The 16,117-nt window shown below is 73.2% G+C and carries 3 protein-coding genes; all 3 read right to left on the bottom strand.

Translation table 11 applies throughout. The features are described 5' to 3' along the window. On the bottom strand, nt 1–3,541 hold a 3,541-nt coding region (locus AC0B61_RS36355; RefSeq protein ID WP_471746701.1), incomplete at its 3' end, for a type I polyketide synthase. Nucleotides 3,542–3,560: 19 nt separating this feature from the next. Beyond that, nucleotides 3,561–14,189, bottom strand: coding sequence for an SDR family NAD(P)-dependent oxidoreductase (locus AC0B61_RS36360; protein WP_471746703.1), 10,629 nt, complete (start codon nt 14,187–14,189; stop codon nt 3,561–3,563). A gap of 118 nt (nt 14,190–14,307) precedes the next feature. Next, on the bottom strand, nt 14,308–16,117 hold a 1,810-nt coding region (locus AC0B61_RS36365), incomplete at its 5' end, for a type I polyketide synthase (RefSeq protein ID WP_471746705.1).

Raw genomic sequence — 16,117 nt, forward strand, 5'->3', positions numbered from 1 at the left:
AACCACCACCCGAAAGCGAACCACCGACAGCCGCCGGCTCCGACCACTCGACCCGGAACAACGACTCCTCGAAACCACCCACCACCGACAGCTCACCCGCCGGCACCTCACGACGCACCACCGAACGCACCGAGAACACCGGCACACCCGAACCATCCGCCGCCACCACGGAATCACCCGACACCCGCACCCGCAGCACCGAAGCACCCGACGCGAAGACCGACACCCCCGACCACGACCACCCCGCACCAGACCCCGCCACACCCACAGCCGACTCCATCAGCCCCGGATGAACGACGAACCCCTCCACCGACACACCATCAGCGAGCGCGACCTCGGCGAACACCTCCTCACCAACCGACCACACCCCCTCCCCCACAACCCGCCCACCCACCGGCGGCCACACCGACAGATCGAACCCCGGCCCCTCCGACACCACCGACACCACACCCGACGCATGCACCGTCCAGGCCACGGAGGCCTCGGCCACCTCCGGACGCGAGAAGACAGCCACAGCCCGCCGGCCCTCGGCATCGGCCGCCTCGACGGTCACCCGCAGCACCACACCACCCTGCTCGGGCAGCACCAGCGGCGCGTGGACGGTCAGTTCCTCGACCGTGCCCCCACCCACCTGGTCACCGGCATGCACCGCCAGCTCCACCAACGCCGACGACGGCACCACCGCCACCCCGTGCACCCGGTGCTCACCCAGCCACCCGTGCGACTGGAGGGAGAGGCGGCCGGTGAGGACCACCGTGTCCGACTCCGGCAGCGTGATCGCCGCACCCGCCAGCGGATGCCCGGTCACCTCCAGACCCAGGCTGCTCGCATCCCCCGCCGACGGAGCCACCTCGAGCCAGAACCGCTCACGCTGGAAGGCGTAGGTCGGCAGGTCCACCCGACGACCACCACGGCCGGCGAACACACCCTCCCAGTCCAGCACGGCACCACGGGCGTGCACACCGGTCACGGCCTCGGTGAAGGACACCGCCTCCGAGCGGTCCTTGCGCAGCACCGGGGCGAAGTGACCGTCGGCGGTCTCCTGAGCCAGGGCGGAAAGAGTCCCGTCCGGGCCCAGCTCCAGGAAGTCGGTGACACCCTGGGCGGCCAGGTAGGCGATGCCGTCGGCGAAGCGCACCGCCTCGCGGACGTGGCGCACCCAGTACTCGGGAGACGTCAGCTCGGTCGCCAACTCACCCGTGACGTTGGACACGACGGCGAACGTCGGCTCGGAGTAGGAGAGTTCCGAAGCGACCGTCCGGAACTCGGCCAGCATCGGCTCCATGCGCGGCGAGTGGAACGCGTGGCTCACCCGCAGCCGGCGGCCTCGCCGGCCCTCCGATTTCCAGTGCTCCAACACCTCCAGCACGACGGCCTCGTCACCCGAAACCACCACCGACGAAGGCCCGTTGACCGCCGCGACAGCGATCTCCGCCTCCCGGCCCGCCAGCAGCGGCAACACCTCCGCCTCCGTCGCCTCGATCGCCGCCATCGCACCGCCGACGGGCAGCGCCTGCATCAGCCGGCCCCGCGCCTCCACCAGCTTGGCCGCGTCCTCCAGCGACAACACCCCAGCCACATGCGCGGCGGCGATCTCACCCACCGAGTGCCCCACCAGGAAGTCCGGCTTCAGACCCCACGACTCCACCAGCCGGAACAGCGCCACCTCCACCGCGAACAACGCCGCCTGCGTGTACGCCGTCCGGTCCAGCAGCTCCGACCCCTCGAACACCACATCCTTCAAAGGCAGTTCGAACCTGGCGCACACCTCGTCGAACGCCGCCGCGAACACCGGGAACGTGCCGTACAACTCCCGGCCCATCCCCGCCCGCTGACTCCCCTGCCCCGTGAACAGGAACGCCAGCTTGCCCCGGCCCACCGTCTCGCCGGAAACCTCACCGCTCGCCAGACCGGCCAGGCCCGCCAGCAGCTCCTCCCGGCCCGCACCCGACACCACCGCACGATGGTCGAAACGGGAACGCGACAACGCCAACGAGTACCCGACGTCCGCGAGCGACAACTCCGGCCGCTCCCCGACGAACGCCGCCAAGCGCGCCGCCTGCGCCCGCAGCGCCGCGTCCGACTTACCCGACACCACCCACGGCACCGGAGCGTCGACGATGACCGCGCCCGCCTCCGCCGGCTCCTCCACCGGAGCCTGCTCCAGCACCACGTGCGCGTTGGTACCGCTCATGCCGAACGACGAGACGGCGCAGCGCCGGGGCCGGTCCACCTCGGGCCACTTCCGGGGCTCGGTGAGCAGCCGGACGGCGCCCGACGACCAGTCCACCTCGGGGGTGGGCTCATCCACGTGCAGGGTCTGCGGCAGGAGGCCCTCCTGCATGGCGAAGACCATCTTGATGATGCTCGCGACGCCCGAAGCAGCCTGGCTGTGGCCGAGGTTGGACTTGTGCGAGCCGATCCACAGCGGCTCGCCGCCCTCACGCCCCTGGCCGTACGTGGCCAGCAGCGCCTGGGCCTCGATCGGGTCGCCCAGTCGCGTACCCGTCCCGTGCGCCTCCACCACGTCCACGTCGCCGGTGGTCAGGCCGGCGTTGCTGAGCGCCCGACGGATGACCCGCTGCTGCGCGGGGCCGTTGGGCGCGGTCAGGCCGTTGGAGGCGCCGTCCTGGTTGAGGGCGGTGCCCCGGACGACGGCCAGCACCTTGTGGCCGTTGCGCCGGGCGTCCGACAGCCGCTCCACGAGCAGCATGCCGACGCCCTCGGCCCAGCCGGTGCCGTCGGCCGCCGCCGCGAAGGGCTTGCAGCGGCCGTCGCCGGCCAGGCCGCGCTGGCGGGAGAACTCCAGGAAGGTGTCCGGGGTCGACATCACGGTGACGCCGCCCGCGAGCGCGAGCGTGCACTCGCCGCGCCGCAGCGCCTGCACGGCCTGGTGCAGCGCGACCAGCGAGGAGGAGCACGCCGTGTCGATCGACACGGCCGGGCCCTCCAGGCCCAGGGTGTAGGAGATGCGGCCGGAGGCGACGCTGCCCGAGTTCCCGGTGCTGAGGTAGCCCGCCAGGCTGTCGATGGCCTGGACGGAACCGGTGTAGTAGTCCGAGGTCATCACGCCGGCGAAGACGCCGGTCTGGCTGCCGCGCACCGATGCCGGGTCGATGCCCGCCCGCTCGAACACCTCCCACGAGACCTCCAGCAACAGCCGCTGCTGCGGGTCCATGCCGAGCGCCTCACGCGGCGAGATCCCGAAGAAGGACGGGTCGAACTCCCCCACGTCATAGAGGAATCCGCCCTCCACCGAGACGGACTTGCCGAGCGCGTCCGGGTCCGGGTCGTACAGGCCCTCGACGTCCCAACCGCGGTTCGTCGGGAACCCGGCGATCGCGTCGGTGCCGTCCGCGAGCAGCCGCCACAGCTCCTCGGGCGAGGTGGCCCCGCCCGGGTAGCGGCAGGCCATGCCGATGATCGCGATCGGCTCGGTCGCCGCGCCGACGAGCTGCCGGTTCTGCTGCTTGAGACTCTCGGTCTCCTTGATCGACGCACGCAGCGCCTCGACGAGTTGTGCCTGGGACGTTGTCATCAAGAGCTCCACACATCAGCCATCAGGAGTCGGAGTTTCCGAGCGCCATGCGGATCAGGTCCTCGGTGTCCATCGCGTCGATCCCGTCGATCGCTCCGGTCGCGTCGGCCTCTTCGGCCGCCGTCTCCTTGCCCCCGAGGTTTGCCAGGTCAAGGAGGAGGTCCAGCACGCCGGCCGCCCGGAAGCGGTCCAGCGGGATGGCCGCGAGAGCGGTGCGGATCCGGGTCTCCTCCGGGTCCGCGTCGCCCGCCACGTCGTCCGGCACGAGCTCGGCCCGCAGGTGGGCGGTGAGCGCGGCGGGCGTCGGGTAGTCGAACACCAGCGAGGCCGGCAGCTTCAGCCCGGTGGCCGTGTTCAGGCGGTTGCGCAGCTCGACCGCGGTGAGCGAGTCGAAGCCCAGCTCCTTGAACGCGCGGCCCGGCTCCAGCGCGGCCCCTCCACCGTGGCCGAGGACGGCCGCGACGTGGGTGCCGACCAGGTCGGTCAGCAGCGCGTCCCGCTCCCCGCCCGGCAGGGCGGCGAGCCGCTCCGCGAGGGACACCGGACCGGCCGCGCTCCCGGCCGCGGCGGCCGTGCGCCGGCCGGCGCCGCGGCGCAGCCCGCGCAGCAGCGGGTCGTCCGCGCCGTCCGAGAGGAGCTTCGCGAAGTCCAGGCGCATCGGCGAGAGCACCGGACGGCCCGACTCGTGGGCCGCGTCGAACAGCTCCATGCCCTGGTCCGCCGTCAGCGGCAGCATGCCGCCGCGCTCCATGCGCTGGACATCGGCCTCCGTGAGGTGGCCGGTGATGCCGCTGCGCTGCTCCCAGAAGCCCCACTGGAGGGAGACGCCCGCCAGCCCGCGAGCCCGGCGGTGCTGGGCGAGGGCGTCGAGGAAGGTGTTGCCCGCGACGTAGTTGCCCTGCCCCGCCTCGCCGAACATGGCGGCGGCCGAGGAGAAGAGCACGAAGGCCGCCAGGTCGCTGGACCGCGTCAGCTCGTGCAGGTGGAGCGCCGCGTCGACCTTCGGCCGCAGCACCCGGCCGAGCTGCTCCGGGCTGAGCGAGCCGACCGTGGCGTCGTCGATCACACCGGCGGTGTGGACGACGGCCGTGAGCGGGTGCTCGGCCGGGACCGACTTCAGCAGCGCTTCGACCGCCGAGCGGTCCGCCACGTCGCAGGCGACGACCTCGACCCGGGCGCCGAGCCCGGTGAGCTCGGCCACCAGCTCGGGGGCGCCCTCGGCCTCGAGGCCGCGCCGGCTGGTCAGCACGAGGCTGCGCACCCCGCGCCCGGTGACCAGGTGACGGGCCACCAGGGCGCCGAGGGTGCCGGTGCCGCCGGTGATCAGCGCCGTGCCGTTCCGGTCCAGCTCCGCCGGGACGACGGTGCCCACCCCGACGACCGGCACCCGGGCCAGGCGGCGGGCCGAGACCCGGGTGCCGCGCACCGCGAGCTCGGGCTCGCCGGTGGCGAGGGCCGCCGCCAGCAGCTCGGCGGGCAGTTCGTTGCTGCGTACGTCGAGCAGGACCAGCCGGTCCGGGTTCTCCCGCTGGGCCGAGCGGAGCAGGCCCCACACGGCGGCGTGCGCCAGGTCGGTGACGTCCTCGTCCGGCCCGGTCGCCGTGGCGCCCCGGGTCGCGACGACCAGGCGGGAGTCCGCGAAGCGCTCCTCGGCCAGCCACTCCTGGACGAGTCCGAGGGCCCCGTACAGCGCGGCGTGGGTCTCCCGTGCGAGCTCGGACGTGTCCCTGCGGTTCGACGTGGTCGACCCCAGCGGCACGAACACCAGCTCGGGCACGACCTCCTCGGCCGCGATCTCCGCCAGCTCCGAGTACCAGGTGACCTCGTCGAACGGCAGGTCCCAGGTGTCGCCGCCGACCACCGCCCAGTCGGCACCGGTCCCGGCGCTCCCGTCGGCGGCCGGGGCGAGCGGCAGTGCCACCCACTCCGACTGGAACAGCGACTCGTGGAAGCCGGTGCGGCCGGCGGCCAGGCCCTCGACGGTCACCGGGCCGCGCTCCAGCGAGGCGACGGCCGCCACCGGCGCGCCCGCGCCGTCGGCGATCTGCACCGTCAGGGCCTCCGTTCCCCCGCCGCCGCGGGCGATGCGCACCCGCAGCAGCGAGGCGCCCGTGGCGAACAGCGTCAGGCCGTTCCAGGCGGTGGGCAGGGCGATCCGGCCGTCGGCCGCGGTGAACGCGTCCAACAGGACGGGGTGCAGGGCCGCGTCGAGCAGTGCGGGGTGCAGGCCGAAGCCGTCGACCGCCACGCCCTCGGGGACGGCAACCTCGGCGAACAGCTCGTCGCCGCGGCGCCAGGCGGCGCGCAGGCCCCGGAACACCGGGCCGTGGACGGCACCGAGGCCGGCGAGATCGGCGTACACGCCCTCGGTCTCGATCACCTGGGCGTCCTTCGGCGGCCAGGCCGCCAGGTCGAAGCCGGCCACCGGGACGGCGTCGGTCAGTGCGCCCTCGGCGTGCCGCGTCCACGGTGTGCCCGCCTCGGCGTCGTCCGGCTGCGAGAAGACCGCCACCCGACGGCGCCCGTCCGGACCGGCCGGGTCGACCGTCACCCGCACGGCGACGCCACCGCGCTCGGGCAGCACCAGCGGTGCCTGCACGGTCAGTTCCTCGACGGTGCCGGAGCCGGCCTGGTCACCGGCGTGCACCGCCAGCTCGGCCAGCACCGACCAGGGCAGCAGCGCCGCGCCCAGCACGGTGTGGTCGGCCAGCCAGGCGTGCGACTGGAGGGACAGGCGACCGGTGAGGACCAGCGTGTCCGACTCCGGCAGCGTGATCGTCGCACCCAGCAGCGGGTGCCCCGTCGCAGCCTGGCCGAGACCGGTGGCGCTGCCGAGCGTGGCGACGGCCTCCATCCAGTAGCGCTCGTGCTGGAAGGCGTAGGTCGGCAGGTCGGTGCGCTGGGCGCCGCGGCCGGCGAACACCGCCTCCCAGTCCAGCTCGGAGCCCCGGGCGTGCAGGCCGGTGACGGCCTGGGTGAAGGACAGGGCCTCGGCGCGGTCCTTGCGCAGGACGGGAGCGAAGTGGCCCTCGGCGATCTCCTGCGCCAGGGCGGACAGCGTCCCGTCCGGACCCAGCTCCAGGAACCTGGTGACACCCTGCTCCGCCAGGTAGGCGATGCCGTCGGCGAAGCGCACCGCCTCCCGGACATGGCGCACCCAGTACTCGGGAGACGTCAGCTCGGTCGCCAACTCACCGGTGACGTTGGAGACCACCGCGAGCTTGGGTTCGCTGTAGGTCAACTCGGCCGCCACGGCGCGGAACTCGTCGAGCATCGGCTCCATGCGCGGCGAGTGGAACGCGTGGCTCACCCGCAGCTGACGGCCCTTACGACCCTGCGCCTTCCAGTGCTCCAACACCTCCAGCACGGCGGCCTCGTCACCCGAAACCACCACCGACGAAGGCCCGTTGACCGCCGCGACGGCGATCTCCGACTCCCGGCCCGCCAGCAGCGGCAGCACCTCCGCCTCCGTCGCCTCGATCGCCGCCATCGCGCCACCGGCGGGCAGCGCCTGCATCAGACGGCCCCGCGCCTCCACCAGCTTGGCCGCATCCTCCAGCGACAACACCCCAGCCACATGCGCGGCAGCGATCTCACCCACCGAGTGCCCCACCAGGAAGTCCGGCTTCAGACCCCACGACTCCACCAGACGGAACAGCGCCACCTCCACCGCGAACAACGCCGCCTGCGTGTACGCCGTCCGGTCCAGCAGCTCCGACCCCTCGAACACCACATCCTTCAAAGGCAGTTCGAAGCGATCGCACACCTCGTCGAACGCCGCCGCGAACACCGGGAACGTGCCGTACAACTCCCGGCCCATCCCCGCCCGCTGACTCCCCTGCCCCGTGAACAGGAACGCGAGGCGACCACGCGCCGTCGCAGTCCCACCGGCCGTGTCACCGCTGGCCACGGACGCGAGGCCCGCGAGCAGCTCGTCCCGGCTCGCACCCGTGACGACGGCCCGGTGCTCGAACCGTGCCCGCGCCACCGCCAGCGAGTAGCCGACATCCGCGAGCGGCAGCTCCGGCCGCTCCCCGACGAAAGCGGCCAGGCTCGCGGCCTGGTCGCGCAGCGCGCCCTCGGTCTTGCCCGAGACCACCCACGGCACCGGAGCGTCGACCGTCGCCTCGACGGGCTCGGCCGGCTCCTCCACCGGTGCCTGCTCCAGGATCACGTGCGCGTTGGTGCCACCGATGCCGAAGGAGGAGACGGCGGAGCGCCGGGGCCGGTCCACCGCCGGCCAGTTCCGCGCCTCGGTCAGCAGCTCCACCGCACCCGCCGACCAGTCCACGTGCGGGGTCGGCTCGTCCACGTGCAGGGTCCGCGGAAGGTGGCCCTCCCGCATCGCCATGACCATCTTGATCACACCGGCGACGCCCGAAGCGGCCTGGCTGTGGCCGATGTTCGACTTCACCGAGCCCAGCCACAGCGGCTCGCCGCCCTCACGCCCCTGCCCGTACGTCGCCAGCAGCGCCTGCGCCTCGATCGGGTCACCCAGTCGCGTACCCGTCCCGTGCGCCTCCACCACGTCCACCTCGGTGGCCGACAGCCCGGCACCCGCCAGCGCCTGCCGGATCACCCGCTGCTGCGACGGACCGTTCGGCGCCGTCAGACCGTTCGACGCACCGTCCTGGTTCACCGCCGAACCCCGCACCACCGCAAGCACCCTGTGCCCGTGACGACGCGCGTCCGACAACCGCTCCACCAGCAGCATGCCGACACCCTCCGACCAGCCGGTGCCGTCGGCCGCGCCCGCGAAGGCCTTGATCCGGCCGTCGGGCGCCAGACCGCGCTGCCGCGAGAAGTCCACGAACGTTTCCGGCGTCGCCATGACCGTCACACCGCCGACCAGGGCGAGCGAGCACTCCCGCTGGCGCAGCGACTGCACGGCCAGGTGCAGGGCCACCAGCGAGGACGAGCAGGCCGTGTCCACCGACACCGCCGGACCCTCCAGGCCCAGGGTGTAGGAGATGCGCCCGGAGGCGACACTGCCCGAGTTGCCGGTGCCGAGGTAGCCCTCCAGGCCCTCCGGCGCGGTGTCCCGGCCGGCGTAGTAGTCGGAGCTCATGACACCGGCGAACACGCCGGTCCGGCTGCCGCGCAGCTCGGCCGGGTCGATCCCGGCGTCCTCCAGCGCCTCCCACGACGCCTCCAGCAGCAGGCGCTGCTGCGGGTCGGTGGCCAGCGCCTCGCGCGGCGAGATCCCGAAGAACGCCGGGTCGAAGTCGCCCGCGCCCTCCAGGAAGCCGCCGACCCGGACGTAGGTGCTGCCGGCCCGGTCGGGGTCGGCGTCGAAGAGGGTGTCCAGGTCCCAGCCGCGGTCGGTCGGGAAGTCCGTCAGGCCCTCCCGGCCCGCGAGGAGCAGTTGCCACAGGTTCCCGGGCGAACCGGCGCCGCCCGGGTAGCGGCAGCTCATGCCGACGATCACCACCGGGTCGTCGGCCGCGGCGGGGTCGGCGGTGACGGCCTCGACGGTCTCCGCCCGGTCGCCCTCGTCGCCGAGCACCTCCGCGCGGACGAATTCCACCAGCGCGGCGGGCGTCGGATGGTCGAACACGAGCGTCGCCGGCAGCTTCAGCCCGGTGGCCGCGGTGAGGCGGTTGCGCAGCTCGACGGCGGTCAGCGAGTCGAAGCCCAGCTCCTTGAACGGCCGGCCCGCCTCGACGGTGTGTGCCGTGCCGTGGCCGAGGACGGCGGCGACGTGGGTCCGCACCAGGGTGAGCAGTGCCGCGTCCCGCTCGTCGCGAGTCAGCGCGGCGAGGCTCGTCGCCAGGTTCGTGCCGCCCGCCACGGCCCCGGCGGTACGGACGGTACGGCGCGCGGGGGCGCCGACCAGCCGGTGCAGCAGCGCGGGCACCGGGGCACCCTGGGCACGCAGCCCGGTGATGTCCAGCGGGATCGGGACGAGGGTCGGCTCGGTGCCGCGCACGGCGGCGTCGAACATCGCGAGCCCCAGCTCGGAGGGGAGCGGGATGGTGCCGTTCCGCCGCATGCGTTCGAGGTCGGCCTGCGAGAGGTGGCCGGTGATGCCGCTGCGCTGCTCCCAGAAACCCCAGGCGAGCGACGTGGCGGTCAGGCCCTGCGAACGACGGTGGGCGGCGAGGGCGTCCAGGAAGGTGTTCGCCGCCGCGTAGTTCCCCTGGCCCGCCTCGCCGAAGACGCCGGCGGCGGAGGAGAACAGCGCGAAGACGGACAGGTCCAGGTCGCGGGTCAGCTCGTGCAGGTGGAACGCCGCGTCCACCTTCGGACGCAGCACGGTGTCGAGCCGCTCGGAGGTGAGCGAGCCGACCACGCCGTCGTCCAGCACACCGGCGGTGTGCACCACCCCGGTCAACGGACGCTCGGCCGGCACGGCGGCCAGCAGGGCGGCCAGCGCCTCACGGTCGGCGGCGTCGCACGCCGCGACCTCCACCTCGGCCGCGCCCAACGCGACCAGCTCGTCCACCAGCTCCCGCGCACCCTCGGCAGCCAGACCGCGACGGCTGGTCAGGACCAGATGCCGCACACCGTGCCCGGTGACCAGGTGACGGGCGATCAGTGCGCCGAGCGAGCCGGTGCCCCCGGTGATCAGCACCGTGCCGGACGCGTCGAGGACGGCGGACCCGGCCGCCTCGGCGGTCGCCGGGGCGAAGCGGGCGAGCCGCGGCACGAAGGCCTTGCCGCCGCGCAGGGCCACTTGCTCCTCGCCCGTCGCGACGGCGGCCGACAGCCGGTCGGCGGGCAGGGCGTCGAAGCCTCGGTCGGCGTCGACCAGGACGAAGCGGTCCGGGTTCTCCGCCTGCGCGGAACGCACCAGGCCCCAGACGGGCGCGTGGACGAGGTCCTCGACGCCGCCGGAGACGGCGACCGCGCCACGGGTGACGAACACCAGACGGGAGTCGGCGAAGCGCTCCTCCGCCAGCCAGCCCTGCAACAGGCCCAGTACCTGGTGCGCCGCCGTGCGGACCTCGTCCGCGCCGGCCGTTCCGGTCGCGGCCAGCGGCACGAACACCACGCCCGGCACCGGGCCGGCCTCGGCCAGCTCCGCGAGCCCCGCGTGACCGGTGAAGCCGGTACGGCCGGCGGAACCGATCACCGCCGTCGGCCCGGTGGCAGCCGCCGCGGCGACGGCGGTCTCCTGCCACTCCACCCGGAACAGCGCGTCGTGGAACTCACCGCGCCGTGCCGCCACCAGCTCGTCCGCCGAGGCCTCGCGCCAGCTGATGGCCGCCGCCGAGAACACCGGCGCGCCCGACTCGTCCGACGCTTCCAGCGAGCCGTCCGCGAGCCGCACCCGCAGAGTGGTCGCCCCCGTGGCGAACAGCGAGACACCGGTCCACCCGGCGGCGATCCCGGCCGTCCGCCCGTCCTGCGGAAGCAGGCGGAGAGCGGACTCGAGCAGTGCGGGGTGAAGGCCGAAGCCGTCCGCCGACACGCCCTCGGGCAGGCCGACCTCGGCGAAGAGGTCGGCGCCGATCCGCCAGGCGGCCCGGACTCCCGACTGCTCCGATGCCACCGGCTGGGCACTCTTCGGCGGCCAGACGGACAGGTCGAAGGACTCGGACCCCACCGACGTGGACAGCGCACCGGTCGCGTTGAGCGTCCACGGCTCGTCCGCACCGGCGTCCTCGGCGCGGGAGAACACCCGCACCGCGTGGCCGCCGGCCGCCACGTCCGCCTGGACGGTCACCCGCAGGGCGACACCGCCGCGCTCGGGCAGGACGAGCGGAGCCGGCAGCGTCAGCTCCCGGAGCTCCCCTGCGCCGACCTGGTCACCGGCGTGGATCGCCAGCTCCACCAGCGCCGAGGACGGCACCACGGCCACGCCCAGCAGCGTGTGCTCGGCGAGCCAGGCGTGCGACTGGAGGGACACCCGGCCCGTCAGCAGGACACCGTCCGACTCGGGCAGGGCGATCGTCGCGCCCAGCAGCGGGTGCCCCGTCGTGGCCTGACCCAGTCCTGCGGCGTCGCCGGTGGCGGAGGTCGCCTTGAGCCAGAAGTGCTCGTGCTGGAAGGCGTAGGTCGGCAGGTCGGTGCGGCTCGCGCCGCGACCGGCGAACACCGCCTCCCAGTCCAGCGCGGCACCCCGGGCGTGCAGGCCGGTGACGGCCTGGGTGAACGTCAGAGCCTCCGAGCGGTCCTTGCGCAGGACGGGAGCGAAGTGGCCCTCGGCGATCTCCTGCGCCAGGGCGGACAGCGTCCCGTCCGGACCCAGCTCCAGGAACCTGGTGACACCCTGCTCCGCCAGGTACGCGATGCCGTCGGCGAAGCGCACCGCCTCACGGACGTGCCGCACCCAGTACTCCGGCGTGCCCAGCTCGGTGGCGAGTTCGCCCGTCACGTTCGAGACCACCGCGAACGTCGGCTCGCCGTAGGTCAACTCGGCCGCCACGGCGCGGAACTCGGCCAGCATCGGCTCCATCCGCGGCGAGTGGAACGCGTGGCTCACCCGCAGCCGGCGGCCTCGCCGGCCCTCCGACTTCCAGTGCTCCAACACCTCCAGCACGACGGCCTCGTCACCCGAAACCACCACCGACGACGGCCCGTTGACCGCCGCGACAGCGATCTCCGCCTCCCGGCCCGCCAGCAGCGGCAACACCTCCGCCTCCGTCGCCTCGATCGCCGCCATCGCACCGCCGACGGGCAGCGCCTGCATCAGACGGCCCCGCGCCTCCACCAGCTTGGCCGCGTCCTCCAGCGACAACACCCCAGCCACATGCGCGGCAGCGATCTCACCGACCGAGTGCCCGACCAGGAAGTCCGGCTTCAGACCCCACGACTCCACCAGACGGAACAGCGCCACCTCCACCGCGAACAACGCCGCCTGCGTGTACGCCGTCCGGTCCAGCAGCTCCGACCCCTCGAACACCACGTCCTTCAAAGGCAGTTCGAAGCGATCGCACACCTCGTCGAACGCCGCCGCGAACACCGGGAACGTGCCGTACAACTCCCGGCCCATCCCCGCCCGCTGACTCCCCTGCCCTGTGAACAGGAACGCCAGCTTGCCCCGGCCCACCGTCTCGCCGGAAACCTCACCGCTCGCCAGACCGGCCAGCCCGGCCAGCAGCTCCTCCCGGCCCGCACCCGACACCACCGCACGGTGGTCGAAACGGGAACGCGACAACGCCAACGAGTACCCGACGTCCACCGGCGACAGCTCCGGCCGCTCCCCGACGAACGCCGCCAAGCGCGCCGCCTGCGCCCGCAGCGCCGCCTCCGACTTACCCGACACCACCCACGGCACCGGAGCGTCGACGATGACCGCGCCCGCCTCCGCCGGCTCCTCCGCCGGGGCCTGCTCCAGAATCACATGCGCGTTCGTCCCGCTCAGGCCGAACGAGGACACACCGGCCCGGCGCGGACGCCCGGCCTCCGGCCAGTCGCGGTTCTCGGTCAGCAGCTCGACCGCGCCCGCCGACCAGTCGATCTTCGTGGACGGCCGGTCCACGTGCAGCGTCTGCGGCATGACGCCCTCGCGCAGCGCCATCACCATCTTGATCACACCGGCGACGCCGGCCGCGGCCTGGGTGTGGCCGATGTTGGACTTGATCGAGCCGATCCACAGCGGTCGGCCCGCCTCACGGCCTTGCCCGTACGTGGCCAGCAGCGCCTGCGCCTCGATCGGGTCGCCGAGCGTGGTACCGGTGCCGTGCGCCTCGACCACGTCCACGTCGGCCGTGGACAGGCCCGCGTCGGCCAGCGCCTGCCGGACCATGCGCTGCTGGGACGGGCCGTTCGGCGCCGTGAGGCCGTTGGAGGCACCGTCCTGGTTGACGGCGGAGCCCCGCAGGACGGCGAGGACCCTGTGCCCGTTGCGCCGCGCCTCGGAGAGCCGCTCCAGCACCAGCATGCCGACGCCCTCGCCCCAGATCGTGCCGTCGGCGGCCTCCGCGAAGGCCTTGATCCGGCCGTCCTCGGCGAGGCCGCGCTGACGGGAGAAGTCCGTGAACGAGATCGGGGTCGCCTGCACCTGCACGCCACCCGCGAGGGCGAGCGTGCAGTCGCCGCGCCGCAGCGCCTGCGCGGCCAGGTGCAGGGTCACCAGGGAGGAGGAGCAGGCGGTGTCCAGGCTGACCGCCGGGCCCTGGAGGCCGAGGCTGTAGGAGATGCGGCCGGAGGCCACGCTGTTCACGTTGCCGTTCGAGAGGAACGGTTCGAGGTCGGCCGGCACGGTCGGGAGGATGCAGCCGTACTCGTTGTGGATCACACCGAGGTACACGCCGGTCGCGCTGCCCTTGAGCGAGGCCGGGTCGATGCCCGCCCGCTCCAGCGCCTCCCACGAGACCTCCAGCGCGAGCCGCTGCTGCGGGTCCATGGCGACGGCCTCGCGCGGCGAGATGCCGAAGAAGGCCGGGTCGAAGGCCTCGACGTCCTTGAGGAAGCCGCCCTGGTGGACGTAGGTGGTGCCGGCCCGGTCGGGGTCCGGGTCGTAGAGCCCCTCCAGGTCCCAGCCGCGCCCCTGCGGGAACTCGGCGATCGCGTCGCCGCCGCCCGCCACCAGCTGCCACAGCTCCTCCGGCGAGGTCACCCCGCCCGGAAAGCGGCAGGCCATGCCGACGATCGCGATCGGCTCCCGCCCGGCCTCCTCGACCTCGATCAGGCGATTGCGAGTTCGGCGCAGTTCCGCGGTCACGAACTTGAGGTTTTCCAGCAGCTTCACGTCTTGCGCCATTTCCGCATCACCTATCGAAAGTCAATCCTTGGCGGACGGGCGCGGGTTCGGCCCGTCCGTCCGCTGAGAACAGAACGGCGGCCCGGACGGCGCGTGGCCGTCCGGACTCGCCATGGCACTACGCCCCGCCGAACTCCCGCTGGATGATGTCCAGGATCTCGTCGGCCGTGGCCGACTCGAGATCGTCGTTCCCGTACTCGCCCCCGAGGGCCGTGCTCTGGATCTCGTTCCACCTGGCCAGGACCGCCTGCAGCCGGTCCGTGATCCGCGCGGCCTCCTCGCCCTCGGGTGAGGCACCGGCGATCGCGGACTCCAGCCGGTCCAGCTCCGACAGCACCGAGCCGACGGGCGCGGCGGCGGGCTCGGCGCCGCCGCCGACCTCGGCGAGCAGGTACTGCGCCAGGTCGGACGGGGTGGGGTAGTCGAAGATCAGGGTCGCGGGCAGGCGCAGTCCGGTGAGGGTGTTGAGCCGGTTGCGCAGCTCGACCGCGGTCAGCGAGTCGAAGCCCAGGTCCCTGAAGCTCCGCTCGGGCTCGATCGCGCCCGAGCCCACGTGCCGCAGCACCTCGGCGACGTTCGACACCACCAGGTCGAGCAGGTGCTCCAGCCGCTCGGCCGCCGGGCGGCCGGCCAGCCGGTCCGCCAGCGACACCGGGCCGCCGGCCGTACCCGCACCGGCCCGGGCCGCGCGCCGCCCCGGCGTCCGGACGAGCTTGCGCAGGATCGCGAAGTCCGGTCCGTCGCTGGGCTGGATCCGCTCCGGCTCCAGTCCCATCGGGGAGGCGACGGGCAGGCCGGCCGCCAGCACGACGTCCAGGAGTTCAAGACCCCGCCCGGTCGGCAACGGACTCATCCCCGACCGGCGAATACGCTCGACATCCGCCTCGGACAAACCCCCGGTGATACCACTGCGCTGCTCCCACAGACCCCACTGCAACGAGGTCGCGACCAAACCCTCCGCCCGACGCCGCTCCGCCAACGCGTCGAGGAAAGCATTGGCCGCCGCATAGTTGCCCTGCCCGGCATCACCGAACAAACCCGCCGACGAAGAGAACAACACGAACGCGTCCAAATCCAGATCACGCGTCAACTCATGCAGATTCAGCGCCGCGTCCACCTTCGGACGCAACACCGCCTCCAACCGCTCCGGCGACAACGACACCACCAGACCGTCATCCAACACACCCGCCGTGTGCACCACCGCACTCAACGGACGCCCGACCGGAACAGCGGACAGGACACCGGCCAACGCCTCACGATCAGCCGCATCGCACACCGCGAACTCGACGCTCACCGCACCCAGCGCCAACAGCTCCTGCGTCAACTCCCGCGCGCCCGCCGCCGCACCACCACGACGACTGGTCAACACCACATGCCGCACACCACACTCGGTGACCAAGTGCCGGGCCACCAGACCACCCAACGTCCCCGCACCCGTGACCAACACCGTCCCGGCCGGATCGAACACCACCCGCCGAACCGAAACATCCCGCGCCACCCGCGCCACCCGCGCCAGCCGCGGCACCAGCACCCTGCCCCCACGCACCGCCAACTGCGGCTCACCCGACGACACCAGACCCGCCAGCCGCTCCCACACCGGCACAGCACCGTCCACGTCCAGCAACACGAACCGCTCCGGGTTCTCCGACTGCGCCGAACGCACCAGACCCCAGACAGGAGCATTGACCAGATCAGCGACACCCTCACCATCGACCGCCGCCACCGCACCACGCGTCACGAACACCAACCGCGAACCCGCGAACCGCGAATCCCCCAACCACTCCCGCACCACACCCAGCACACGAACCGAAGCCCCGCGCACCGCATCCGCCGAAACCGCCCCCGCCTCCAACGGGAAGAACACCACACCCGGAACCGACGAACCCAGCCCCGCCAAACCCCCATCCGCCACCACGGCGAACCCCGCA

The organism is Kitasatospora sp. NPDC023385, from assembly GCF_055664045.1.

Coding starts and splice junctions, on each gene's coding strand:
- AC0B61_RS36360 (WP_471746703.1), bottom strand. CDS start 14,189: ATGGCGCAAGACGTGAAGCTGCTGGAAAACCTCAAGTTCGTGACCGCG.